The sequence below is a fragment of the Pseudoduganella namucuonensis genome, assembly GCF_900116645.1.
In the GTDB taxonomy this organism is placed as follows: Bacteria; Pseudomonadota; Gammaproteobacteria; order Burkholderiales; family Burkholderiaceae_D; genus Rugamonas; species Rugamonas namucuonensis.
In genome coordinates, this window is sequence record NZ_FPBO01000009.1 from 54,397 (window position 1) to 78,988 (window position 24,592).

The window sequence follows — 24,592 nt, forward strand, 5'->3', positions numbered from 1 at the left end:
TATTGAAAAGGGCGTCATACAGTCATGCTAACCCCAGCCGCATCGGCCCACGAGGCGGAGAGACGGGCTTGGATTTGCATTGGGCAAACTATGGCATAATCGAAGATCGCATTTTTTACGGGCAGTAGCAGCAATCATGAAGACGCTTTACGACAAACTGTGGGAATCCCACGTGGTGCGCACGGAAGACGACGGCACCGCCATCCTCTATATCGACCGCCACCTGGTGCACGAGGTGACCAGTCCGCAGGCCTTCGACGGCCTGCGCGCCGCCGGCCGCGCGCCCTGGCGCATCTCGGCCAACCTGGCCGTGGCGGACCACAACGTGCCCACCACCGACCGCTCGCACGGCATCGAGGACCCCGTGTCCCGCCTGCAGGTCGAGACGCTGGACAAGAACACCAAGTCGGTCGGCATGACCTACTTCAACATGAACGACAAGCGCCAGGGCATCGTGCACGTGATCGGGCCGGAGCAGGGCGCTACCTTGCCGGGCATGACGGTGGTCTGCGGCGACTCGCACACCTCCACCCACGGCGCCTTCGGCGCGCTGGCGCACGGCATCGGCACCTCGGAAGTGGAGCACGTGCTGGCCACCCAGACGCTGCTGCAGAAGAAATCGAAATCCATGCTGGTGCAGGTCGACGGCGAGCTGCCGCCCGGCGTGACCGCCAAGGACATCGTGCTGGCCATCATCGGCCGGATCGGCACCGCCGGCGGCACCGGCTACGCGATGGAGTTCGGCGGTTCCGCCATCCGCGCGCTGTCGATGGAGGGCCGCATGACGGTCTGCAACATGGCGATCGAGGCCGGCGCGCGCGCCGGCATGGTCGGCGTGGACGACACCACCATCAACTACGTCAAGGGCCGCCCGTTCTCGCCGGCCGGTCCGCACTGGGACCGCGCGGTCGACTACTGGCGCACCCTGCACACCGACGCCGGCGCCAAATTCGACCTGGTGGTGACCCTGGACGCGGCCGAGATCAAGCCGCAGGTCACCTGGGGCACCTCGCCCGAGCAGGTGGTGGCGATCGACGCCCGCATCCCCGACCCCGAGCAGGAAAAGGATCCGGTCAAGCGCGACGCGATGGAAAAGGCGCTGGTCTACATGGGCCTGAACCCGAACACCGCCATCGAGGACATCCGCATCGACAAGGTCTTCATCGGCTCCTGCACCAACTCGCGCATCGAGGACTTGCGCGCCGCCGCCGCCGTGGTGCGCGGCAAGCAGCGCGCCTCCAACGTCAAGCTGGCGCTGGTGGTGCCGGGCTCCGGCCTGGTCAAGGAACAGGCCGAGCGCGAAGGCCTGGACACCATCTTCAAGGCCGCCGGCTTCGAATGGCGCGAGCCTGGCTGCTCCATGTGCCTGGCCATGAACGCCGACCGCCTGGAACCGGGCGAGCGCTGCGCCTCGACCTCGAACCGCAATTTCGAAGGCCGCCAGGGCCAGGGCGGACGCACCCACCTGGTGTCGCCCGCGATGGCGGCGGCGGCGGGCATCGCCGGCCACTTCGTCGACGTGCGCGCGATGCGCTGAACCATCCTTAACAAATAGACACATCATCATGAAAACCATCACCGCTCTGATCATCGCCACCTTCGCCGCCGTCGCCCTGTCCGGCTGCAACACCATTTCCGGCATCGGCAAGGACGTGCAAAAAGTCGGGCAGGTCGTCACGAGCGCTGGCGGCAAATAACAGCTTGCCGGCGGCGGAACATGGCCGCCGGCGCAATGAAGAAGATCATGGAAAAATTTACCATCTATGAAGGCCTGGTGGCGCCGCTGGATCGCGCCAACGTCGATACCGACGCCATCATTCCCAAGCAGTTCCTGAAATCCATCCACCGCACCGGTTTCGGCCCCAACCTGTTCGACGAGTGGCGCTACCTGGACCACGGCGAACCCGGCATGGACAACAGCAAGCGTCCGCTGAACCCGGACTTCGTGCTGAACCAGCCGCGCTACCAGGGCGCCTCCATCCTGCTGGCGCGCAAGAACTTCGGCTGCGGCTCCTCGCGCGAGCACGCGCCGTGGGCGCTGGACCAGTACGGCTTCCGCGCCGTCGTCGCGCCCAGCTTCGCCGACATCTTTTTCAATAACTGCTACAAGAGCGGGCTGCTGCCCATCGTCCTGAGCGAGCAACAGATCGATCATCTGTTCAACGAAGTCAAGGCCTTCCCCGGTTACCGCCTGGTGGTCGACCTGGACCAGCAGCGCATATCCACCAGCAACGGCAGCGTCTCCTACCCCTTCGAGATCGACGCCTTCCGCAAATACTGCCTGATGAACGGACTTGACGATATCGGCCTGACGCTGCGCCACGCAGACTCGATCCGCGCCTTCGAAGAGCGTCATCTGGCAACCCAGCCCTGGCTGGCCAACGTCATCTAATACACATCATGAAAATTGCAATCCTCCCGGGCGACGGCATCGGTCCGGAAATCGTCGCCCAGGCCGTCAAGGTCCTGAACGCGCTGGACGAGAAGTTCGAACTGGAAAGCGCGCCGGTCGGCGGCGCCGGCTACGCCGCGCACGGCCATCCTCTGCCCGAGGGCACGCTGGCGCTGGCCAAGGCGGCCGACGCGGTGCTGTTCGGCGCCGTCGGCGACTACCAGTACGACAACCTGGAGCGCGCGCTGCGCCCCGAGCAGGCCATCCTGGGCCTGCGCAAGAACCTCGGCCTGTTCGCCAACCTGCGTCCGGCCATCCTCTACCCCGAGCTGGCAGGCGCCTCGACGCTGAAGCCCGAGGTGGTGTCCGGCCTGGACATCCTGATCATCCGCGAACTGACCGGCGACATCTACTTCGGCCAGCCGCGCGGCGTGCGCGAATGCCCGGACGGCCCCTTCAAGGGCCAGCGCGAGGGCTTCGACACCATGCGCTACGCCGAGGGCGAGATCCGCCGCATCGCCCACGTGGCGTTCCAGGCCGCGCAAAAGCGCGACAAGCGCCTGACCAGCGTGGACAAGGCCAACGTGCTGGAAACGTTCCAGTTCTGGAAGGACATCGTGATCGACGTCTCCAAGGACTACCCGGACGTCGCGCTGGAGCACATGTACGTCGACAACGCCGCCATGCAGCTGGTGCGCGCGCCCAAGAAGTTCGACGTCATCGTGACCGGCAACATGTTCGGCGACATCCTGTCCGACGCCGCCGCCATGCTGACCGGCTCGATCGGCATGCTGCCGTCCGCCTCGCTGGACGCCAACAACAAGGGCCTGTACGAGCCCTCGCACGGGTCGGCGCCCGACATCGCCGGCAAGGGTATCGCCAATCCGCTGGCAACGATCTTGTCCGCGGCCATGATGCTGCGTTTCTCGCTGGGCCGCGCCGAACAGGCCGACCGCATCGAGAACGCCGTCAAATCTGTGCTGGCGCAGGGCCTGCGCACCGTCGACATCCACGAGGAAGGCACCACGAAAGTGGGCACCGAGGAGATGGGCAACGCGGTGGTCAAGGCGCTGGCATAAGTGCCATGGGACGGCTCGCAAGGCCGTCCGGTTTTGCGCGTGGCAATCCTGCCGCGCGCATAGAAAACTAACAAGGAAATGAAAATGAAACTCGTAGGTCTGGTAGGTTGGCGCGGCATGGTCGGTTCGGTCCTGATGCAGCGCATGCAGGAAGAGGGCGATTTCGCCCACATCGAGCCGGTGTTCTTCACCACCTCGAACACGGGCGGCGCCGCGCCGTCGATGGCGAAGAACGAGACCACCCTGAAGGACGCCAACAATATCGACGAACTGAAGCGCTGCGAGATCATCATCTCCTGCCAGGGCGGCGACTACACCTCGGCGGTCTTCCCGCAACTGCGCGCGGCCGGCTGGAACGGCTACTGGATCGACGCCGCGTCGACCCTGCGCATGGAAAAGGACGCCGTCATCGTGCTCGATCCGGTCAACCTGAACGTGATCAAGGACGCCATGGCCAAGGGCGTCAAGAACTTCGTGGGCGGCAACTGCACCGTGTCGTGCATGCTGATGGGCCTGGGCGGCCTGTTCAAGCACAATCTGGTGGACTGGATGACCTCCATGACCTACCAGGCGGCCTCCGGCGGCGGCGCGCAGCACATGCGCGAACTGCTGACCCAGTTCGGCACCATCAACAGCTCCGTCAAGGCGCTGCTCGACAATCCGGCCGCCGCCATCCTGGAGATCGACCGCCAGGTGCTGGCCACCCAGCACGGCCTGTCGGCCGACGAGACCAAACAGTTCGGCGTGCCGCTGGCCGGCAACCTGATCCCGTGGATCGACAAGGATCTGGGCAACGGCCAATCCAAGGAAGAGTGGAAGGGCGGCGCCGAGACCAACAAGATCCTGGGCCTGGGCCCGGACTTCGGCAGCAAGGCGATTCCGGTCGACGGCCTGTGCGTGCGCATCGGCGCCATGCGCTGCCACTCGCAGGCGCTGACCATCAAGCTGAACAAGGACGTGCCGCTGGACGAGATCAACGACATCATCGCCAGCGACAACCAGTGGGTCAAGTTCGTGCCGAACACGCGCGAAGCGTCGGTCAAGGACCTGACGCCGGCGGCCGTGACCGGCAGCCTGACGATCCCGGTCGGCCGCGTGCGCAAGCTGTCCATGGGCGGCGAGTACATCTCCGCGTTCACCGTGGGCGACCAACTGCTGTGGGGCGCGGCCGAGCCGCTGCGCCGCATGCTGCGCATCGTGCTGGATAAGTAAACCGCGACCGCGACCGGGGGGCAGACCCCATTCCAACGCCGCGGGCTTTCGCCGGGGCCGTCCGAGATGGGGTCTGTCCCCGGTTTCACGCCGTTGGGTTCTAAAGGGCGATCTCATAGGGGAATCGCCCTTTTTTCCGCCTATCGGATTCCGAATTCAGCGCGGAGGTGACAGAAGCCACCGCAAAGCTTGCATGCTCTTATGCATGGTGATATGTTGGGATATCTGGGAAAGCAACTTTTTCCTCTTTCATAACTATACGCCCCCCACACTATGCCTGTAAGCCACCGCCCCGCCTCCATCACGTTTGCGTTGAAAACACTTGGCAGCGCGGTCGCATGCGCTGTATTGCTGTCTCCCGCCGCCAACGCAGCAGGTCTGGGCAAGCTGACGGTGCTGTCTTCGCTGGGCCAGCCGCTGCGCGCCGAGATCGAACTGACCTCGGTGGCGCCCGGCGAGGCGTCCGACCTGGTGGCCAAGCTGGCCCCGGCCGACGCCTTCCGCCTCGCCAACATCGACTTCAATCCCGCGCTGCTGTCGCTGCGCTTCGAGGTGGACCAGCGCAACGGCCGCCAGTACATCAAGGTCTCGTCCGCCCAGCCCGTCAACGAGCCCTTCGTGGACATGCTGCTCGAACTGAGCTGGACCGGCGGCCGCCTGGTGCGCGAATACACCTTCCTGCTGGATCCGGCCGAGATGCGCGGCACCCAGTCGGCGCAAGTGGCCGCGCCGGTCGACGTGCCGTCGCGCTCGGCCTCGGCCGGCGCGCCCGCCGCGGCCCCTGCCGCCGCCGCGCCCGCGCCGGCGCGCGAACCGCGGCCCGCGCGCGCGCCGCGCGAGAGCGCCGACGGCGCCAAGGAATACCGCGTCAAGCCGGGCGACACGCTGGGCCGCATCGCCGCCCAGCTCAAGCCGGCCGACGTGTCGCTGGACATGATGCTGGTGGCGCTGTACCGCGCCAATCCGGAAGCCTTCATCGGCAACAATATGAACCGCCTGAAGTCGGGCCAGATCCTGGCGGTCCCCGATTCGGACGCCATCAAGGGCGGCGCCGGCGACGGCGACGCGCGCGGCATGGTGGTCGCGCACGCGGCCGACTTCAACGCCTACCGCAACAAGCTGGCCGGCCAGGTGTCGTCCAGCACGCCCGCCAAGGCGCCGGAAACCAGCCAGAGCGCGGCCGGCAAGATCACCGCCAAGGTGGAGGAGCGCCCCACGGCGGTCAATGAAAGCAAGGATCAGCTGAAACTGTCCAAGGCCACCGGCGCCGGCGCCGCCGGCAAGTCCGCCGCCGCCGGCGACGAGGACAGGATCGCCCGCGAGAAGCAGATCGCCGAGGCCAACGCCCGCGTCAAGGAACTGGAAAAGAACGTCAGCGAGCTGGAAAAGCTGATGGCCGTGAAGAACAAGACCATGGCGGACAAGCAGAAGGCCGCCGCCGCGCCGGACGCCGCCGCGACGCCGGCCGCCCCGGTGGCGACGGCGCCCGCGCCCGCCGCGCCCGCGCCCAAGCCGCTGGCGCCGCCGCCCATGCCCGAGCCGACCCTGCTGGACGCGCTGCTGGACAATATCCAGGCGATCGGCCTGGCGCTGGTGGCCGTGCTGGGCGGCGCCGCGCTGCTGTTGGCGCGCCGCCGCAAGCAGCAGGTCAAGGTGGTGGCCAAGCCGGAGGTCAGCGTGCTGGGCGACCCCGGCCCGCTGGCGCAGCCGCTGATCGCCGAGACCGGCGGCCAGAGCGTGGACACCAACAACAGCGTCTTCAATTCCAACTTCGCGCCGTCCGCCAGCCAGCTCGACACCAACGAGGTCGATCCGGTGGCCGAGGCCGACGTCTACATCGCCTATGGCCGCGACGCCCAGGCCGAGGAAATCCTGAAGGAGGCGCTGCGCACGCACCCCGAGCGCCATCCGGTGCGCCTGAAGCTGCTGGAGATCTTCGCCAACCGCAAGGACGCGCGCTCCTTCGAGGCCCAGGCCAGCGAGCTGTATTCGATGACCAAGGGGCAGGGCGACGAGTGGGCGCAGGCCGCGCTGCTGGGCCTGGCCATCGACCCCTTGAACCCCATGTACGCGGCCGCCGGCGGCCAGGACGCGGCCACCGCCGCGCCGACCATGGCGGCCACCGAGGCGCCCGTCACGGCGGACGACTTCGCCAGCATGTTCGCCGACGAGCCCGCCCCCGCGCCGACCGCGGCGCCGGCCGCCGAGGCGCACGACTTCAGCGGCCTGGACCTGGACCTCAGCCACGACGCCGCGCCCACGCCGGCCCCGGCCGCCGCCGGCGCGCACGACAACGGCATGGACTTCGCGCTGGACGACCCCACCGCGCTGCCCGACTTCGACCTCGACAAGGCCGACACGGCCGACCGCAGCGCCGTTCCGAGCCCGGCCGCGATGGCCGCCGCCGACGCCGAGCACTTCCTGGACTTCGACCTGGGCGGCCTGAGCATGGACCCCACGGCGTCCCCGACCGAGGCGCCGACCACCGCGCCGGCCGTGGACCTGCCCGCGTCCGAGCCGTTCGACCTGGCCTTCGACATGGAGCCGCCGCCGGCCGCCGCCACCCCGGCGCCGACCGACGCGCCGGACCAGGCGCCCGCGTTGGCCCCATTGTCGGCCGAGGACTTCAGCATGGACTTCGGCCTGGACCTGCCGTCGTCCGCGCCGTCCGGCGAGCCCGAGCGCGCGCCGGCGTCCGACCCGCTGGCCGAGCTGGACATGATGGACTTCAACCTGCCCGAAACCACCGCGGCCCCGGCCGCCCCGGCGGCCGAGCCGGCGCTGTCCGCCGCCGACTTCGACATCCCCGACTTCCCCGAGCTGGCCGGCACCTCCGCGCCGACCGCGCCGCCTTCGCCCGCCGAGTTCGACCTGTCCGGCATCGACCTGGACCTGATCGGCAACACGCCGATGGCCGTGCCGGCCGGCGGCGACGACGAGATGTCGGCGCTGCACATGGAAATGGACACCAAACTGGACCTGGCGGTGGCCTACCAGGAGATCGGCGACAAGGAGGGCGCGCGCGAACTGCTGGACGAGGTCATCCGCGGCGGCAGCGACGACCAGATCGCCCGCGCCAGCGCCATGCGCACCCAGCTGGGCTGAGCCCGCCGGCCCGCTGCCGGGGCGGGGACGGCGGGTATAATGCGCTGATCCAATATTACCGGTAGGGCAGCAATTGAAACGGATCGCATTAGGAATCCAGTACGACGGCCAGGCTTGGCAGGGTTATCAGACCCAGCCGGGCGGCCACACGGTGCAGGACCAGCTCGAGGCGGCCATGCTGCGCTTCGCCACCGTGCCCCTGGCCACCACCTGCGCCGGCCGCACCGACGCCGGCGTGCACGGCCTGGGCCAGGTGGTCCATTTCGACACCGACCTCACGCGGGAAATCCACGGCTGGGTGCGCGGCATCAACGCCTTCCTGCCGCCGTCGATCGGCGTGCGCTGGGCCAAGGAATTGCACGAGGTGGACGGCGGCTTCCACGACGGGCGTGAATTCCACGCCCGCTTCAGCGCGCGCTCGCGCACCTACCACTACCTGCTCTACAACAACGCCATCCGCTCGCCGCTGCTGGCGGGCCGCGCCGGCTTCTGCCACCGGCCGCTGGACGTCGAGCGCATGCGCGCCGCCGTGCCCGCGCTGATCGGCGAGCACGATTTCTCCGCCTTCCGCGCCGCCTCCTGCCAGGCCAAGACGCCGGTCAAGCTGATGCATGAAATCGGCGTCGAGCGCCACGGCGAGCTCATCGTGTTCACCCTGCGCGCCAGCGCCTTCCTGCATCACATGGTGCGCAACCTGGTGGGCGCGCTGGTGTACATCGGCTCGGGCCGGCAGGAGCCTGAATGGCTGGGCCAACTGCTGGTGTCGAAAAACCGCTCGCTGGCCGCGCCCACCTTCATGCCGGACGGCCTGTACCTGGCCGACATCGAATACGACGCCAAGTGGGGCCTGCCGCGCGAGGGCGCGCGTGCCTTGCCCTGGTTCTAAGGCTGGTTTTCAAGGAATAGCTATGCATCGCACCCGTATCAAGATCTGCGGCCTGACCCGGCCCGAGGACGTGGCCGCCGTGGCCGCCGCCGGCGCCGACGCGATCGGCTTCGTGTTCTACCCGAAAAGCCCGCGCCACGTGACGCCCGAACAGGCCGCCAAGCTGATCGAGAGCATGCCGCCCTTCATCACCGCCACCGGCCTGTTCGTCAACGCCGCGCCGGAGGAGGTGGCCGAGACCGTGCGCGTGTCGCGCGTGACGCTGCTGCAGTTCCACGGCGACGAAACCGCGGAGCAGTGCGCGGCGGCCGCCCATGCGGCGAATACCCGCTATGTGCGGGCATTTCGCGTCAAACCTGACACCACGCCGGACGAACTGCTAGAATACGACCGGATATGCCGTGCCTCCAGCCCCCTCTATTCGGGCCTCCTGTTCGATACCTGGGTGGATGCGTACGGCGGCGCAGGAAAGGTATTCGATTGGTCTCTCATCCCAAAAGATCTCGCGCCTCGGGCCGTTTTGAGTGGTGGCTTGAGCGTACACAACGCGACTGGCGCGGTGGCGCAGGTACGCCCGTACGCGGTTGACATCAGCAGTGGTGTCGAAGCGTCCAAGGGCATCAAGGATCCCGACAGGATCGCCGCCTTCGTGCGCGCGGTCCGTGAAGCTGACGCCATACTGTGAAAGACATCCATCATGCACGCACCCTCCAACGCTAGCGCATTGTTCCACGCCACCGATTACGCCCTGCCCGACACCACCGGCCACTTCGGCCCCTACGGCGGCTCCTTCGCCGCCGAAACGCTGACCTTCGCGCTGGACGAACTGAAAGCGGCCTACGCCCACTACAGCAAGGACCCGATCTTCCTCGAGGAGTTCCGCTACGAGCTGAAACACTTCGTCGGCCGCCCGTCGCCGATCTACCACGCCAAGCGCTGGTCCGAGCAGGCCGGCGGCGCGCAGATCTATTTCAAGCGCGAAGACCTGAACCACACCGGCGCCCACAAGATCAACAACGTGATCGGCCAGGCCCTGCTGGCCAAGCGCATGGGCAAGCCGCGCATCATCGCCGAGACCGGCGCCGGCCAGCACGGCGTCGCCACCGCCACCATCTGCGCCCGTTTCGGCCTGGAGTGCGTGGTCTACATGGGCAGCGAGGACGTCAAGCGCCAGGCGCAGAACGTGTATCGTATGAAGCTGTTGGGCGCGACCGTGGTGCCGGTGGAATCCGGCTCCAAGACCCTGAAGGACGCGCTCAACGAGGCCATGCGCGACTGGGTCACCAACATCGAAAACACCTTCTACATCATCGGCACCGTGGCCGGCCCGCACCCGTATCCGATGCTGGTGCGCGACTTCCAGTCCGTGATCGGCGAGGAATGCCTGGTGCAGATGCCGGAGATGGCGGGGCGCCAGCCGGACTACGTGCTGGCCTGCATCGGTGGCGGCTCCAACGCCATGGGCATCTTCTACCCCTACATCGACCAGAAACAGGTGCAGCTGATCGGCGTGGAGGCGGCGGGCGAGGGCCTGGACACCGGCAAGCACGCGGCCTCGCTGACCAAGGGCTACCCGGGCGTCCTGCATGGCAACCGCACCTACCTGCTGCAGGACGAGAACGGCCAGATCATCGAGACCCATTCGGTCTCGGCCGGCCTGGACTATCCGGGCGTGGGTCCGGAGCACTCCTACCTGAAGGACATCGGCCGCGCGCAATACGTGTCGATCACCGACGACGAGGCGCTGCAGGCCTTCCACGACTGCTGCCACATCGAGGGCATCATTCCCGCGCTGGAATCGTCGCACGCGCTGGCCTACGCCGCGAAGCTGGCGGCCACGCTGCCGAAGGACAAGATCATCCTGGCCAACCTGTCGGGCCGCGGCGACAAGGACATGCACACGGTGGCGGAGCGCATGGGGCTGAAATTCGGTTGAGCCGTCAGGCCCACCATTCAGCCGCGCGATCCCCACTCATATAAGGAAATAGACATGTCCCGTATTGCCCCGACTTTTGCCGCCCTCAAGCAACAAAACAAGACCGCCTTGGTCACCTTCATCACCGGCGGCGACCCCGCGCCCGAACTGACCGTGCCGCTGATGCACGCCATGGTGGCCGGCGGCGTCGACGTCATCGAACTCGGCGTGCCGTTCTCCGACCCCATGGCCGAGGGCCCCGTGATCCAGCGCGCCTGCGAACGCGCGCTGGCGCTGGGCGTGACCATGCGCGACGTGTTCGGCTACGTGCGCGAGTTCCGCAAGACCAACCAGAGCACCCCGGTCGTGCTGATGGGCTACGCCAACCCCATCGAACGCATGGGCTGGGACGCCTTCATCGCCAATTCCAAGGAAGCCGGCGCGGACGGCGCCATCGTCGTCGACTACCCGCCGGAGGAGTGCGAGGAGTTCGCCGCCAAGATGCGCGCGGCCGAACTGGACCTGATCTTCCTGCTGGCCCCGACCTCCACCGAGCAGCGCATCGCCCAGGTGGCCAAGGTGGGCGGCGGCTTCAGCTACTACGTCTCGCTGAAGGGCGTGACCGGCGCCGGCAACATCGACACCGTCGAGGTGGCCGAGCGCCTGACGGCCATCCGCAAGCACGTCAAGCTGCCGATCGGCGTCGGTTTCGGCATCCGCGACGCGGCCACGGCCAAGAAGGTGGCCGAGGTGGCGGACGCGGTCGTCATCGGCAGCCGCATCATCCAGGAGATCGAAAACTCGCCGAAAGAGGGCGCCGTGGCCGCCGTGCAGGCCTTCGTGACGGGCATCCGCGCCGCCCTGGACGGCAAGTAAAGAGCGGGTAAATAAGCCGGTCGTGCTATAAGTTGACAGCTTGCCATGTTCGACATGGCAAGCAAAAACGACTACACTTCCGCCACTGAATTAGTGCAAGGAGAATTTTATGAGTTGGTTGGAAAAACTGCTGCCACCGCGCATCCAGCGTTCCGATGCCGCCGCGCGCAAGACCATGCCGGAGGGCCTGTGGGTCAAATGCCCTTCGTGCGAGGCTGTTTTATACCGTACCGATCTGGAATCGAACCTGCACGTTTGCCCCAAGTGCGACCACCACATGCGCATCCGCGCGCGCGAGCGCCTGGACGGCCTGCTGGACGCCGGCGGCCGCTATGAGATCGGCCAGGAAACCCTGCCGGTCGACACGCTGAAGTTCAAGGACAGCAAGAAATACCCGGACCGCCTGAAACAGGCGATGGACGCCACCGGCGAGACCGACGCGCTGATCGTCATGGGCGGCGCCATCATGAGCCTGCCGGTGGTGGTGGCCTGCTTCGAATTCGAGTTCATGGGCGGCTCCATGGGTTCCGTGGTGGGCGAGCGCTTCGCCCGCGGCGCGCAGGTCGCGCTGGAACAGAAGGTGCCGTTCATCTGCATCACCGCCACCGGCGGCGCCCGCATGCAGGAAGGCCTGCTGTCGCTGATGCAGATGGCCAAGACCACCGCCATGCTGACCAAGCTGTCGGAGAAGAAGCTGCCCTTCATCAGCGTGCTGACCGACCCGACCATGGGCGGCGTGTCCGCCTCGTTCGCCTTCATGGGCGACGTGGTGATCGCCGAGCCGAAGGCGCTGATCGGCTTCGCCGGCCCGCGCGTGATCGAGAACACCGTGCGCGAGAAGCTGCCGGAAGGCTTCCAGCGCGCCGAGTTCCTGGTGCAGAAGGGCGCCGTCGACATGATCGTCGACCGTCGCAAGATGCGCGAGGAAATCGCCCGCCTGCTGGCCCTGCTGCAAAACCAGGCCGCCGAAGTGCTGGCCTGAGCTTGAACGTCGCAAGAAGCTAATCGTCTCACCGCGCCGCGCGCCCCCGGGCCGCGCGGCGCTCCCGCCTGGAAGTCCCGCCTATGTCTACACTCCCCACCACCTTGCCGGACTGGCTCGCGCTGATCGAGTCGCGCCACGCCGTCACCGAAATCAACATGGGCCTGGACCGCGTGCGCGCCGTCAAGGAACGCATGGCGCTGGCTTTCGCCTGCCCGGTCATCATGGTGGCGGGCACCAACGGCAAGGGCTCCACCTGCGCCATGCTGGAATCGATCCTGCTGCGCGCCGGCTACAAGGTCGGCCTGTACATCAAGCCGCACTTCCTGGACTTTAACGAGCGCGCCCGCGTCAACGGCGACCTGGCCAGCGACGCGGCCCTGGTGGCCAGCTTCAACGTGGTGGAGGCCGCGCGCGGCGACACCATGCTGACCTATTTCGAGTTCACCACCCTGGCCATCATGCACCTGATGGCCAACGCCGGGCTGGACGTGGCGATCCTGGAAGTGGGCCTGGGCGGCCGCCTGGACGCGGTCAACGTGATCGACGCCGACGTCTCCATCGTCACCAGCGTCGACATCGACCACACCGACTACCTGGGCGGCACCCGCGAGCAGATCGGCTTCGAGAAGGCCGGCATCTTCCGCACGGGCAAACCGGCCATCTGCAGCGACCCGGTGCCGCCCAAGGCGTTGATCGACCACGCCGAGTCCATCGGCGCGGACCTGTGGCTGATGGGCCGCGACTTCAACTATTCCGGCGACAAGCAGCAATGGAATTACGGCGGCCGCGGCCAGCGCCGCAATTCGCTGGCCTACCCCAGCCTGCGCGGCGCGAACCAGCTGCTGAACGCCTCGGCCGTGCTGGCCGCGCTGGAGGCCTTGAAGATCGAACTGCCGGTCGGCGCGCAGGAAGTGCGCACCGGCCTGGTGACGGTGGAACTGCCGGGCCGCTTCCAGGTCCTGCCGGGCCGCCCGACCGTGATCCTGGACGTGGCGCACAATCCGCACGCGGCCTCGGCGTTGAACCAGAACCTGGGCAACATGGGCTACCACCCGTACACCTTCGCCGTGTTCGGTTCCATGCGCGACAAGGACATCGACGGCGTCATCAAGGCCATGTCCGAGCATGTCGACCACTGGTGCCTGACGGCGCTGCCGTCGCCGCGCGCCGCCACGGCCTCGGAGCTGGCCGCCAAGGTGCAGCTGATCCAGGAAGACCGGCCCGAACGCACCGTCAACATATTCGAAGATCCGGCCGAAGCTTTTGCAAATGCGATGAGCCGGGCCGGCGAGAATGATAGAATTGTGGTCTTTGGATCTTTCCTGACCGTCGCCGGCGTGATGGCGGCGCGAAAATCCGCGCTTCACTGACCGCATTCACTCAATCTCTCGACCGATATACGCATGGGCTTGTTCTCGATATTCCAAAAAAACAAGCAGGAGGGCGCTGGCCAGGACAGCGGCTATTACAGCAAGGCGGATGACGGCGCCACGCTGGAGCGGGCCAGGTCCAAGCGCGCTTCCAGCGCGGAAGGCGTTGCCGCCCGCCGCACGCGCTCCGGCCGCGAGTCGGACGATCCCGTGTTACCCGAAAAGAAGCGCGCCCGGCGCCGCCTGGTCGGCGCCATCGCGCTGGCGCTGACGGTGGCCGTCGGCCTGCCGATGCTGCTGGACTCCGAGCCCAAGCCGCTGGCGTCCGACATCGCGATCCAGATCCCGTCCAAGGAAAAACCCGCCGAGCCGGCGCCCGAGGCCCGCGCGCCCGAGTCGCGCGTCGCGGCCGACGAGGCGCTCGACAAGAGCGAGGAAATCGTCAAGGACGCGCCGCCCGCCAAGCCGGGGGCACCCGCGCCTGCCGCCGCCCCCGCGCTGGCCGCGGCGCCCGCAACCAAGCCCGCACCCCTCGACATCCACCCGGCCGCGCCCGCCGTGACGGAGAAAAAGCCCGCCGTGACCGCCGCGCCGCATGTGGCCGAGCTCAAGCTGCACGAGCCGCCCAAGCCCAAGGAACCTGTCAAGGACGCGGGCAAGGACGCCGCGCGGGAAGCCGCGAAGTTGGCCGAGACCAGGGCGGCCGAGGTCAAGGCCGCCGAGGCCAAGGCGGCGGAGGCCAGGCTGGCCAAGCTCGCCAAGGAGGCGAAGGAAGCCAAGGAAGCCAAACTCGAGGCCAGGAAGACCGAACCGCACGCGGAAGCCAAAAAGCCCGAGCCCGAGACCAAGCCCGTCAAGGCGGTGGACGCGGCCCGCGCCATGGCCATCCTGGAGGACAAGCCGTCCGACACCCGCTACATGGTGCAGGTGGCCGCCGTGACCTCGCAGGAAAAAGTGGATGAATTACAAGGAAAACTGAAGGAAGCCGGCATCCAGTCCTTCACCCAGAAAGTGACGACCGCCAATGGCGCGCTGACCCGTATCCGCGTCGGCCCGTTCGCCAACAAGGAAGAGGCCGAGAAGGTGCGCGCCAAGCTGGGCAAGATCGGCCTGAGCAGCAGCCTGGCGACTTCCTGATTCCGATCCGCACGCAGGGCTGACGTGACCATCTTCGCTGAGCTGACCATCTTCGACTACCTGGTGATCTTCGTGCTGGCGGCTTCGGCCATCGTCAGCACGCTGCGCGGGCTGGTCAAGGAAATGCTGTCGCTGGCGAGCTGGATCGTGGCCTTCGTGGTGGCCAACGCCTACGGCGCCCAACTGGCCGCGCTGCTGCCGGACATGGTCCCCGGCGAGGTGGTGCGGCTGATATTGGCCTTCATCGCGCTGTTCATCGGCGCGCGCTTGCTGATGGGATTGTTGGGCATGCTGGTCGACGCCCTGGTCAAGGCGGGCGGGCTGAGCCTGGCCGACCGCGGCCTGGGCAGCCTGTTCGGCCTGGGCCGCGGGCTTGTGATTGTGCTGGCCGCCGTCATATTGTGCGGGATGACGTCCATCCCGCAACAGGATTTCTGGAAGAACGCGCTGCTGAGCCCGTACGCGGAGACCGGGGTGCGCACCGTGAAACCTTACCTGCCGGTGGCCTTTGCCCGGCATGTGCAATTTTAGAATTCGTTAAATCTGTAGTACCAGTCCAGGAGCACTACCATGTGTGGCATCGTCGGCGTCGTTTCCCATCAACCGGTCAACCAAATTCTGTATGACGCGCTGTTGCTGTTGCAGCACCGCGGCCAGGACGCGGCGGGCATCGCAACCAATCACAGCAGCATGTTCTCCATGCACAAGGCCAACGGCCTGGTGCGCGACGTCTTCCGGACCCGCAACATGCGTTCGCTGCAGGGCAACTCGGGCATCGGCCACTGCCGCTACCCGACCGCCGGTTCGTCGAGCGAAGAGGAAGCGCAGCCGTTCTACGTCAACGCGCCGTTCGGCATCACGCTGGCGCACAACGGCAACCTGACCAACTGGGAACAGCTGAAGCAGGACATGTTCCTGAACGACCGCCGCCACATCAACACCGACTCCGACTCGGAAGTGCTGCTGAACGTGCTGGCGCACGAGATCCAGACCGCCACCACCGGCCTGATGCTGGACCCGGACGCGATCTTCAAGGCCGTCACCGTGCTGCACCGCCGCGTCAAGGGCGGCTACGCCGCCGTCGCGCAGATCGCCGGCGTCGGCCTGCTGGCCTTCCGCGACCCGAACGGCATCCGTCCGCTGTGCCTGGGTATCAACGAGACCGAACAGGGCAACGAATACCTGATCGCCTCCGAATCCGTGGCGCTGGAAGGCATGGGTTTCCGCTTCGTGCGCGACGTCGCGCCGGGCGAGGCCATCTTCATCGACGCCGACAAGCAGCTGCATTCGCGCCAGTGCGCCGACAATCCGAAACTGAACCCTTGCGTGTTCGAGTTCGTCTACCTGGCCCGTCCGGACTCCGTGATCGACGGCGCCTCGGTCTACGCCACCCGCCTGAAAATGGGCGAGTACCTGGCCGACAAGATCAAGCGCGAGATCCCCGAAGGCGAGATCGACGTCGTGATGCCGATTCCCGACTCGTCCCGTCCCGCCGCCATCCAGCTGGCGCTGCGCCTGGGCGTGGAATACCGTGAAGGCTTCATCAAGAACCGCTACATCGGCCGCACCTTCATCATGCCGGGCCAGGCCGCGCGCAAGAAGTCCGTGCGCCAGAAGCTGAACGCCATCCCGCACGAGTTCAAGGGCAAGAACGTGCTGCTGGTGGACGACTCCATCGTGCGCGGCACCACCTCGCGCGAAATCGTGCAGATGGCGCGCGACTCCGGCGCCAAGAAGGTGATCTTCGCCTCCGCCGCGCCGCCGGTGATCTACCCGAACGTGTACGGCATCGACATGCCGACGCGCGACGAGCTGATCGCCTACGGCCGCACCACCGAGGAAGTGTGCAAGGAAATCACCGCCGACTACCTGGTGTACCAGGACATCGACGCGCTGAAGAAATCCATCTCCGACGTGAACCCGGCGCTGACCGAGTTCGAGGCCTCCTGCTTCGACGGCATCTACATCACGGGCGACGTGTCGCCGGACTACCTGGACAAGCTGGAGCACGCCCGCCACAACCCCAAGAAGCCCGTCGCGGAAGACACCGCGCGGACTCAGCTGAACCTGAACGCGGCGACCACCGAAGGCTGAGTCGTTCCAAACCCAAAGCGAAGGGCCGGGGTCAGACCCGCGGGGTCTGACCCCGGGTTCTGCCTCTGGTTCTCAAAGGCCATGACAGAAAAGAAAAATTACGGTTTCACCACCACCATCCTGCACAACGACCGCCAGAAGGGCATCGAGCACGGGTCGCTGCACAAGCCCATCCACACCTCGGTGGCCTTCGGCTACGCCGACGCGCGCCAGCTGGCCTCGGTGTTCCAGGGCAAGGAGCCGGGCTTCCGCTACGGCCGCCAGGGCAACCCGACGGTCTCCGCGCTGGAGGACAAGGTCAACAAGATGGAACAGGGCGTCGCCACGCTGTGCTTCGCCACCGGCATGGGCGCCATCGGCGCCGTGTTCCAGGGCCTGCTGCGCGCGGGCGACCACGTGGTGTCGTCGTCCTTCCTGTTCGGTAACACCAATTCGCTGTGGCAGACCGTGGCCGGGCAGGGCGCCAGCGTCGATTTCGTGGACGCCACCGACGTCGCCAACGTGGCCGCCGCCATCAAGCCGGACACCCGCATCGTCTTCGTCGAAACCATCGCCAACCCGCGCACCCAGGTGGCCGACCTGAAGCGCATCGGCCAGCTGTGCCAGGAGCGCGGCATCCTCTACATCGTCGACAACACGATGACCACGCCCTACCTGTTCCTGCCGAAGTCGGTGGGCGCGGGCCTGGTGGTCAACGCGCTGACCAAGTCGATCGGCGGCCATGGCAACGCCCTGGGCGGCAGCCTGACCGACACCGGCGCCTACGACTGGACCCGCTTCCCCAACATCTACGAGAACTACAAGAAGGCCGCGCCCGCGCAATGGGGCATCACGCAGATCCGCGCCAAGGGTTTGCGCGACTTCGGCGCCTCGCTGGGACCGGAGGCCGCGCACCACATCGCCGTGGGCGCGGAAACCCTGGCGCTGCGCATGGAGCGCACCTGCGCCAACGCGCTGGCGCTGGCGGAGCTGCTGGAATCGGACGAGCGCGTGGCCGCCGTGTACTATCCGGGCCTGAAGTCGCATCCGCAGCACGCGATCTCGTCGGAACTGTTCCGCCGCCATGGTTCGCTGCTGAGTTTTGAGTTGAAGGACGGGATCGACTGCTTCGATTTCCTGAACCGCCTGAAGCTGGCGGTGCCGGCGTCCAACCTGGGCGACACGCGCACGCTGATCATTCCGGTGGCGCACACCATCTTCTTCGAGATGGGCGCGGAACGCCGCGCGTCGATGGGGATCGCCGAGTCGCTGATACGCGTGTCGGTCGGCATCGAAGACACGGCCGACCTGCTGGACGATTTCGCCTGCGCGCTGGAAGGCTGCTAAACCATCGCTACCAGGGTTGCGCGCCTTCCATCCGATAGGGATGGCGCCAGCCCGGCAGGGCGGCGATGCGGTCCAGCCACGCCTGCAGGCGGACGGGATAGTGGACATTGGCCTGCTCGGGCCAGTACATATAGCCGCAGATGGAAAAGTCCGCCACGCTGACCCGGTCGTCCAGCAGGAAGGCGCGGCCGTCGGCCAGTTCCGCCTCCAGCCGCTCCACGTCCGCGTCGAAGCGCTTGCGGAACCAGGGCAGCACTGTGCCCGCGTACGCGGCCGGATCGAACTTCTGGCCATAGCGCAGGTGCGCCATCGAGAACCCGATGCGGTTCGCCTCCCAGAACAGCCATTCCCGCGCGCGCTCCAGGCGGGCTTGCGTCTCGCCGCCGTAGGCCTTCAAATGCTCGGCCAGGTGCAGCAGGATGGCGTTGGACTGCACATAGGCCTGGCCGTCGTGCACCAGCAGCGGCACTTCGCCGTACCTGGCCAGGCTGCGGAACGGTTCGGGGCGGTCCGCCCGGTCCAGGCGCAGGTCGACTTCCTCGTATTCATGCGGCACCCGCGCCACTTCCATCGCCAGCTTGACCTTGTAGCTGTGGCCGGACTCGCAGTTGCCGTAGAGTTTGAAGTCGCCCATGGCGCCGCCTCTCAATGCCAGCTGCGCAGCAGGCCCACGGCCAGGCCTTCCAGCGCGAACTCGTCCGCCTCCGGATTGACGGTGATCACCTTGAAATCCGGATTTTCAGGAAACAACTCGATGGTGGAGCCGGTCTTCTTGTAGCGCTTGACCGTCACCTCGTTGCCGATGCGGGCCACGACGATCTGGCCGTTCTTGGCGCTGTCCACCTTCTTCACGGCCAGCAGGTCGCCGTCCATGATGCCGATGTCGCGCATCGATTCGCCGCGCACCTTCAGCAGGAAGTCCGGCTTGGCGGAAAACAGGGCGGGATCCACGTTGTAGCTGGTTTCCAGGTTTTCCTGGGCCAGCATGGGCGAGCCGGCGGCGACGCGGCCGATCAGCGGCAGCGACATCATGTTCGTCGGCGGTGGCATGGCGGACGGCTTGTTCGATTCGGCGTGCGCGCCCAGCAGGCGGATGCCGCGCGACGTGCCGGCCGCGATCTCGATGGCGCCCTTGCGCGCCAGCGCCTGCAGGTGTTCCTCGGCCGCGTTGGCGGACTTGAAGCCCAGCTCGTTGGCGATCTCGGCGCGGGTGGGCGGGAAGCCGGTGTTGTCGATGGCATCCTTGATCAGATTAAGGATTTGTTCCTGGCGTGCGGTGAGCTTGATCATGGTGCGTTTTCGCTATGGTAGCTGTGGATATAGACAGACTGTATTTTTGTACAGTATGGGCGCCAACGCAAGGGATTTTGTTGTCGTGCGAGAAAAATTGTGGAATTAATTGGCCCTGAACACGTCTTCCAGCGTGTTTGCCCGCAAAATGGCGGCTTCCCAGTCTGCCAGTTCGGCGTGCGTGGCATTGGCCACGCGGAGGTTTGCCGATTCGGATAATTCTCCAAACCGTAGTCGTAACAGCCGCGCCAACGTTTCCCGGTGACCTAGCAGCAGACCTTCCTCGCGGCCTTGCTCCCTGCCTTCCTCCCGGCCCTCCTGCCGGGCACGCCGCACCAGATTGTTTTCCCATGGCATCTGATAACTCCTTTCCAGATCATGAATTTCGGTCTCGAACCGATGTTGCTCCTGTTCCGGCAGCATCATCATCCAGTCTAGTACATCGAACCAATCCAGGATGCGCTGCTTGTCCCAGTGGCGCTCGTACATCAGTGACACCAGCCGGCTTTTCCATGCCTGGCGCTTTGCGGGGGCGTGACGGGTGTCCAAGGTCGCCAGGTGGGCGGCGGTCAGCAGGGCGAACGCATTCTCGTCGGCGAGCAAGGCATCCAGCCGGCCGTTGAAATCGAGTAGTTTCACCGCGGGGAAATGCAGGCCCATGCTGCAGCCTAAAGACTCGTATCCGAAGAACCGGGGGCGCCAGCCTGGATGCGGGTCGGCCAGCACCGCCATGGTGGCGATGGGGCAGCGGAAGCGGTCGTACAGCCGATAGTTGTAAGTGAACATGCGTTCCGCGAATTCGCGCTCGCGGCTGCGCTGCACCTCGATGTGGATGTAGAGCATCCGGGCGCCGCCATCCAGGGCCGACACCCGCACCAGCTTGTCCAGTCGGCGTGGCCCGAGCCGCGCGTCGCGCGCGATCTGCGCCAGTTCCTGGTCGAGGAAGGCGATTTCCCGCGCCCAGTCGATCGCGCCATGCGCGGCGGGAAAGCAGAAGGCCATGAATTCCCGGAAGTAGCGCATGATGGCGGTCTTCCAGGGCGTGTCGTAGTCGTCGGCGGGGGTGTCCATCCAAGCAGCATGCCAGCGGGGTCTCGGCGCCGCTTGAGGTCGACCAACAAGTGTGCTATAGTCGCGGGCTTACCTCTTCCCACACTCGTCTTGACGCCGGGGTGGGCTATATTCACAGTCCTTAAGGGAGTTTTCATGCGTCACTATGAAATCGTATTTATCGTCCATCCGGACCAGAGCGAGCAAGTGCCCGCGATGATCGAACGTTACAAAGCCAGCGTGACCTCGCGCGGCGGTAACGTGCACCGCGTGGAAGATTGGGGCCGCCGTCAAATGGCGTACTCGATCCAGAAACTGGCTAAAGCACACTACATCTGCATGAACATCGAATGCGACAACGAGACCCTGGTCGAGCTGGAAACCGCGTTCAAATTCAATGATGCCGTGCTGCGTCACCTGACCGTGAAAATGAAGAAAGCGGAAACCGCTCCTTCGCCGATGATGAAATCGGTACAACGTGAAGACGCGGCCAAGAGCCATCGCGCCGAAGCCCAAGCCGCTGCCGCCGCCTAAGTACTGACCAGGGATAGCACTGAACAACCTGCAGGTCACCGCCCTCATCACCGAACGGGACAGCGTACGCTACACCCCCGCCGGCATGCCGATTGTGAATGCGATTTTGCAGCACAGTTCGCAGCAGATGGAGGCCGGCATCGCCCGCCTGGCCGAGTTCGAAGTCTCCGCGATCGCAGCGGGCGACATTTCGAAACGGTTCAGCGAGGCGCCCCTGTCGGGCGTGTACCGGTTCACCGGATTCCTGGCCAAGAAAAGCCGCAATAGCAAAAGCCTGGTGTTTCACATCATTGATTTTAGTTTATTAGATACAGGAGCCTAAAATGGCATTCGGTAAAAAGTTCGACAAAAACAAGCTCAAGCTGAAAGAAAAGCGCAAGCAACAAAACCCGCTGTTCAAGCGTAAGAAGTTCTGCCGCTTCACCGCCGCGAACGTTGAGCAAGTGGACTACAAAGACGTAGACACGCTGAAAGATTTCGTCCAGGAAAACGGCAAGATCATGCCAGCACGCCTGACCGGTACCAAGGCGCACTACCAGCGTCAAGTTGACACCGCAATCAAGCGCGCGCGCTATCTGGCCCTGCTGCCGTACACCGATCTGCACCACGCTTAATTGGCGCCGTCAGATTAGAAACTGGAGAGAACTATGCAAATCATTCTGTTGGAAAAAGTTGTTAACGTCGGCAACCTGGGCGACGTGGTCAAGGTCAAGGACGGCTACGCGCGTAACTTCCTGATCCCGCAAAAACTGGCCCGCCGCGCCACCACCGCCGCCGTCGCCGAGTTCGAAGCCAAGCGCGCCGAACTGGAAAAAGCCGCCGCCGCCAAACTGGCCGCGGCCCAAGCCCAAGGCGAGAAACTGAACGGCATGACCGTGACCGTTTCGCAAAAAGCCGGCGTGGACGGCCGTCTGTTCGGCTCCGTGACCAACTTCGACATCGCCGAGGCGCTGACCAAGGCTGGTTTCGCTGTTGAAAAAGCCGCCGTGCGCATGCCTAACGGCCCGCTGAAAGTGACCGGCGAGCACGCCGTGTCCGTGGCGCTGCACACCGACGTGGTGGTCGACGTGACCGTCGCCGTCGTCGGCGAAACCGCCTAATTTACTTCCGGATAACACCGAAAGTAAAACCGTTGTACACTACCAAAAGCCGGGCTTGCCCGGCTTTTTTATTGGCAAAGCAGGTATAATTCGCGCCATGAACTCCCCCTCCGATCCGCAGGTAGATTCGCTACGCATCCCGCCGCATTCCATCGAAGCAGAACAGTCCGTCATCGGCGGCCTGCTGCGCGACAATGCCGCGTTCGACCGCATCGCGGACTTCATGAACGCGGACGATTTCTACCGCTACGACCACCGCATCATCTTCGAGCAGATCGTGCGGCTGATCAATTCCTCCAAGCCGGCCGACGTGATCACCGTGTTCGAGGCGCTGACCATGCTGGGCAAGCAGGACGAGGTCGGCGGTCTGCCCTACCTGAACGCGATGGCGCAAAACACGCCATCGGCCGCCAACATCCGCCGCTACGCCGAGATCGTCCGCGATCGCGGCATCCTGCGCCAGCTGATCACGGTCGCCGACGAGATCTCCGGCGACGCTTTCAGCCCGCAGGGCAAGGAGGTCAAGCAGATGCTGGACGAGGCCGAGTCGAAGATCTTCGCCATCGCCGAGCAGGGCGCGCGCGGCGCGCAGGGCTGGCTGGCCGTGCAGCCGCTGCTGACCCAGGTGGTCGAGCGCATCGACGAGCTCTACAGCCGCGACAACCAGAGCGAGATCACCGGCGTGCCGACCGGCTTCATCGACCTCGACCGCATGACCTCCGGCCTGCAGGGCGGCGACCTGGTCATCGTTGCGGGACGCCCGTCGATGGGCAAGACCGCGTTCTCGGTCAACATCGGCGAGAACGTGGCGATCGAGGCCGGCCTGCCGGTGGCGATCTTCTCGATGGAGATGGGCGGCGCCCAGCTGGCCATGCGTATGCTCGGCTCGGTGGGCGAGCTGGACCAGCACCGCCTGCGCACCGGCAAGCTGATCGACGAGGACTGGCCGCGCCTGACCATGGCGATCCAGAAAATGAACGACGCCCAGGTCTTCATCGACGAGACCCCGGCCCTGAACCCGATCGAGATGCGGGCCCGCGCGCGCCGCCTGTCGCGCCAGTGCGGCAAGCTGGGCCTGATCATCGTCGACTACCTGCAGCTGATGCAGGGCAGCAAGGCCGGCGACAACCGCGCCTCCGAGATCTCCGAGATCTCCCGCTCGCTGAAGGGCCTGGCCAAGGAACTGCATTGCCCGGTGATAGCGCTGTCTCAGCTGAACCGCTCGCTGGAGCAGCGCCCCAACAAGCGCCCGGTGATGTCCGACCTGCGCGAATCGGGCGCCATCGAGCAGGACGCGGACGTCATCATCTTCCTGTACCGCGACGAGGTCTACAACCCGGATTCCCCCGAAAAGGGCACCGCCGAGATCATTATCGGCAAACAGCGTAACGGCCCGATCGGGGCGATACGCCTGACCTGGCGCGGCATGTACACCAAGTTTGGCAATTACAGCGGCGCACTGTCCACCTACCAGGGCGACTAAGCCCGGCGGCGACAGGCAAGCAGAATACCAGCAGTACCCCAGCAGCACCTCACCCCGCTATCACACACCGGCTGCCGCGTGGCGGCTGTCTGTAGCACTGATGTTTCACGATTTGGAGATTGATATGTTTGGACGCTTGATGCCCACCGAGGGCAAGTTTTTTGACCTGTTCAACCAGCACGCCGATCTGTGCGTCAAAGGCGCCAAGGAAATGCTGGCCCTGATGACCAATTTCGACGACCTGGAGAACCGCGTGCACGCGATCGAGGGCATCGAGAAACAGGCCGACAAGATCACCTACGCCACGGTCGACCTGCTGCACAAGACCTTCATCACGCCGCTGGACCGCGACGAGATCCACAAGCTGATCACCAAGATGGACGACATCCTGGACCTGATGGAGGACGCCGGCCAGACCGTCTCGCTGTACGACCTGCACTCGGTGACGCCGGAGGCCAAGCGCCTGGCCGAGCTGGTGCTGGCCTGCACCGAGAAGGTCCGCGACGCCGTGGCCATGCTGCACAACATGGACAACTCGCAAAAGATCGTCGCCATCTGCGAAGAGATCGACCGCCTGGAATCGGACGCCGACCACGTGATGCGCGCCGCCATGTCCAAGCTGTTCCGCGACGAGCCGGACGTGCGCAATCTGATCAAGATGAAGGCCATCTACGAGATCCTGGAGACGGTGACCGACCGTTGCGAGGACGTGGCCAACATCATCGAAGGCATCATCGTCGAAAACGCCTAAGCCGGCA

The 24,592-nt window shown here is 65.6% G+C and carries 25 protein-coding genes; 22 read left to right on the forward strand and 3 right to left on the reverse strand.

Annotation, left to right across the window (positions count from 1 at the left end; translation table 11 throughout):
• Window positions 1-133 precede the first annotated feature (133 nt).
• The 16 genes from leuC to BM436_RS11840 all read left to right on the forward strand — a co-directional run bounded on the left by leuC (window position 134) and on the right by BM436_RS11840 (window position 18,377).
• Window positions 134-1,537, forward strand: a complete 1,404-nt coding sequence (leuC, locus tag BM436_RS11770) for a 3-isopropylmalate dehydratase large subunit (protein ID WP_093555844.1) — start codon at window positions 134-136, stop codon at window positions 1,535-1,537.
• 28 nt (window positions 1,538-1,565) lie between these two features.
• Window positions 1,566-1,697, forward strand: a complete 132-nt coding sequence (locus BM436_RS36140) for an entericidin A/B family lipoprotein (protein ID WP_143133088.1) — start codon at window positions 1,566-1,568, stop codon at window positions 1,695-1,697.
• 47 nt (window positions 1,698-1,744) lie between these two features.
• Window positions 1,745-2,392, forward strand: a complete 648-nt coding sequence (leuD, locus tag BM436_RS11775; protein ID WP_093555845.1) for a 3-isopropylmalate dehydratase small subunit — start codon at window positions 1,745-1,747, stop codon at window positions 2,390-2,392.
• A gap of 8 nt (window positions 2,393-2,400) precedes the next feature.
• Entirely contained in the window at window positions 2,401-3,471 is a 1,071-nt protein-coding gene (gene leuB, locus BM436_RS11780; protein ID WP_093555717.1) for a 3-isopropylmalate dehydrogenase, read from the forward strand.
• 84 nt (window positions 3,472-3,555) lie between these two features.
• The gene (gene asd, locus BM436_RS11785; RefSeq protein ID WP_093555846.1) at window positions 3,556-4,683 is read left to right on the forward strand and encodes an aspartate-semialdehyde dehydrogenase; all 1,128 of its coding nucleotides are present in this window, start codon (window positions 3,556-3,558) and stop codon (window positions 4,681-4,683) included.
• 348 nt (window positions 4,684-5,031) lie between these two features.
• A complete protein-coding gene (locus BM436_RS11790; RefSeq protein ID WP_229490073.1) occupies window positions 5,032-7,788 on the forward strand; it encodes a motility hub landmark protein FimV in 2,757 nt (918 codons plus the stop codon).
• 73 nt (window positions 7,789-7,861) lie between these two features.
• Window positions 7,862-8,674: a tRNA pseudouridine(38-40) synthase TruA gene (truA, locus tag BM436_RS11795; RefSeq protein ID WP_093555719.1), complete on the forward strand. Its 813-nt coding sequence runs from the start codon at window positions 7,862-7,864 to the stop codon at window positions 8,672-8,674.
• A 22-nt stretch (window positions 8,675-8,696) separates the two neighbouring features.
• Window positions 8,697-9,359 carry a phosphoribosylanthranilate isomerase gene (locus BM436_RS11800; RefSeq protein ID WP_093555720.1) on the forward strand — a complete coding sequence of 221 codons (663 nt, stop codon included), beginning with the start codon at window positions 8,697-8,699 and terminating at the stop codon, window positions 9,357-9,359.
• A gap of 12 nt (window positions 9,360-9,371) precedes the next feature.
• Entirely contained in the window at window positions 9,372-10,610 is a 1,239-nt protein-coding gene (gene trpB, locus BM436_RS11805; protein WP_093555721.1) for a tryptophan synthase subunit beta, read from the forward strand.
• 54 nt (window positions 10,611-10,664) lie between these two features.
• Window positions 10,665-11,465 (forward strand): tryptophan synthase subunit alpha, encoded by an 801-nt coding sequence (gene trpA / locus BM436_RS11810; protein ID WP_093555722.1) that lies wholly within the window; start codon window positions 10,665-10,667, stop codon window positions 11,463-11,465.
• Window positions 11,466-11,574: 109 nt separating this feature from the next.
• A complete protein-coding gene (gene accD, locus BM436_RS11815; RefSeq protein WP_093555723.1) occupies window positions 11,575-12,447 on the forward strand; it encodes an acetyl-CoA carboxylase, carboxyltransferase subunit beta in 873 nt (290 codons plus the stop codon).
• An 83-nt stretch (window positions 12,448-12,530) separates the two neighbouring features.
• Complete coding sequence (gene folC, locus BM436_RS11820) at window positions 12,531-13,820, forward strand: bifunctional tetrahydrofolate synthase/dihydrofolate synthase (RefSeq protein ID WP_093555724.1); 1,290 nt, start codon at window positions 12,531-12,533, stop codon at window positions 13,818-13,820.
• A gap of 33 nt (window positions 13,821-13,853) precedes the next feature.
• Window positions 13,854-14,957, forward strand: coding sequence for an SPOR domain-containing protein (locus BM436_RS11825; protein WP_093555725.1), 1,104 nt, complete (start codon window positions 13,854-13,856; stop codon window positions 14,955-14,957).
• A 42-nt stretch (window positions 14,958-14,999) separates the two neighbouring features.
• Entirely contained in the window at window positions 15,000-15,488 is a 489-nt protein-coding gene (locus tag BM436_RS11830; protein ID WP_093555847.1) for a CvpA family protein, read from the forward strand.
• Window positions 15,489-15,527: 39 nt separating this feature from the next.
• Window positions 15,528-17,051: an amidophosphoribosyltransferase gene (purF, locus tag BM436_RS11835; protein ID WP_093555726.1), complete on the forward strand. Its 1,524-nt coding sequence runs from the start codon at window positions 15,528-15,530 to the stop codon at window positions 17,049-17,051.
• Window positions 17,052-17,132: 81 nt separating this feature from the next.
• A complete protein-coding gene (locus BM436_RS11840) occupies window positions 17,133-18,377 on the forward strand; it encodes a cystathionine gamma-synthase family protein (RefSeq protein ID WP_093555727.1) in 1,245 nt (414 codons plus the stop codon).
• Window positions 18,378-18,384: 7 nt separating this feature from the next.
• Here BM436_RS11840 and BM436_RS11845 read toward each other — a convergent pair whose 3' ends face one another.
• The 3 genes from BM436_RS11845 to BM436_RS11855 form a co-directional block, all read right to left on the reverse strand.
• A complete protein-coding gene (locus tag BM436_RS11845; protein ID WP_093555728.1) occupies window positions 18,385-19,011 on the reverse strand; it encodes a glutathione S-transferase family protein in 627 nt (208 codons plus the stop codon).
• A gap of 11 nt (window positions 19,012-19,022) precedes the next feature.
• Window positions 19,023-19,667, reverse strand: coding sequence for a transcriptional repressor LexA (gene lexA / locus BM436_RS11850; protein ID WP_093555729.1), 645 nt, complete (start codon window positions 19,665-19,667; stop codon window positions 19,023-19,025).
• 105 nt (window positions 19,668-19,772) lie between these two features.
• The gene (locus BM436_RS11855) at window positions 19,773-20,738 is read right to left on the reverse strand and encodes an RpnC/YadD family protein (protein ID WP_093555730.1); all 966 of its coding nucleotides are present in this window, start codon (window positions 20,736-20,738) and stop codon (window positions 19,773-19,775) included.
• 135 nt (window positions 20,739-20,873) lie between these two features.
• On the opposite strand from BM436_RS11855, the gene rpsF reads away from it, so the two are divergent.
• The 6 genes from rpsF to BM436_RS11885 all read left to right on the forward strand — a co-directional run bounded on the left by rpsF (window position 20,874) and on the right by BM436_RS11885 (window position 24,585).
• The gene (gene rpsF / locus BM436_RS11860) at window positions 20,874-21,251 is read left to right on the forward strand and encodes a 30S ribosomal protein S6 (RefSeq protein WP_056394461.1); all 378 of its coding nucleotides are present in this window, start codon (window positions 20,874-20,876) and stop codon (window positions 21,249-21,251) included.
• A gap of 19 nt (window positions 21,252-21,270) precedes the next feature.
• Window positions 21,271-21,573 carry a primosomal replication protein N gene (priB, locus tag BM436_RS11865; protein ID WP_093555731.1) on the forward strand — a complete coding sequence of 101 codons (303 nt, stop codon included), beginning with the start codon at window positions 21,271-21,273 and terminating at the stop codon, window positions 21,571-21,573.
• Between the two features lies 1 nt (window position 21,574).
• A complete protein-coding gene (rpsR, locus tag BM436_RS11870; protein ID WP_008450941.1) occupies window positions 21,575-21,865 on the forward strand; it encodes a 30S ribosomal protein S18 in 291 nt (96 codons plus the stop codon).
• Between the two features lie 33 nt (window positions 21,866-21,898).
• Entirely contained in the window at window positions 21,899-22,351 is a 453-nt protein-coding gene (rplI, locus tag BM436_RS11875; protein WP_093555732.1) for a 50S ribosomal protein L9, read from the forward strand.
• A gap of 97 nt (window positions 22,352-22,448) precedes the next feature.
• Window positions 22,449-23,834, forward strand: coding sequence for a replicative DNA helicase (locus BM436_RS11880; RefSeq protein ID WP_093555733.1), 1,386 nt, complete (start codon window positions 22,449-22,451; stop codon window positions 23,832-23,834).
• A 124-nt stretch (window positions 23,835-23,958) separates the two neighbouring features.
• Window positions 23,959-24,585 carry a DUF47 domain-containing protein gene (locus tag BM436_RS11885; protein WP_093555734.1) on the forward strand — a complete coding sequence of 209 codons (627 nt, stop codon included), beginning with the start codon at window positions 23,959-23,961 and terminating at the stop codon, window positions 24,583-24,585.
• Window positions 24,586-24,592 lie beyond the last annotated feature (7 nt).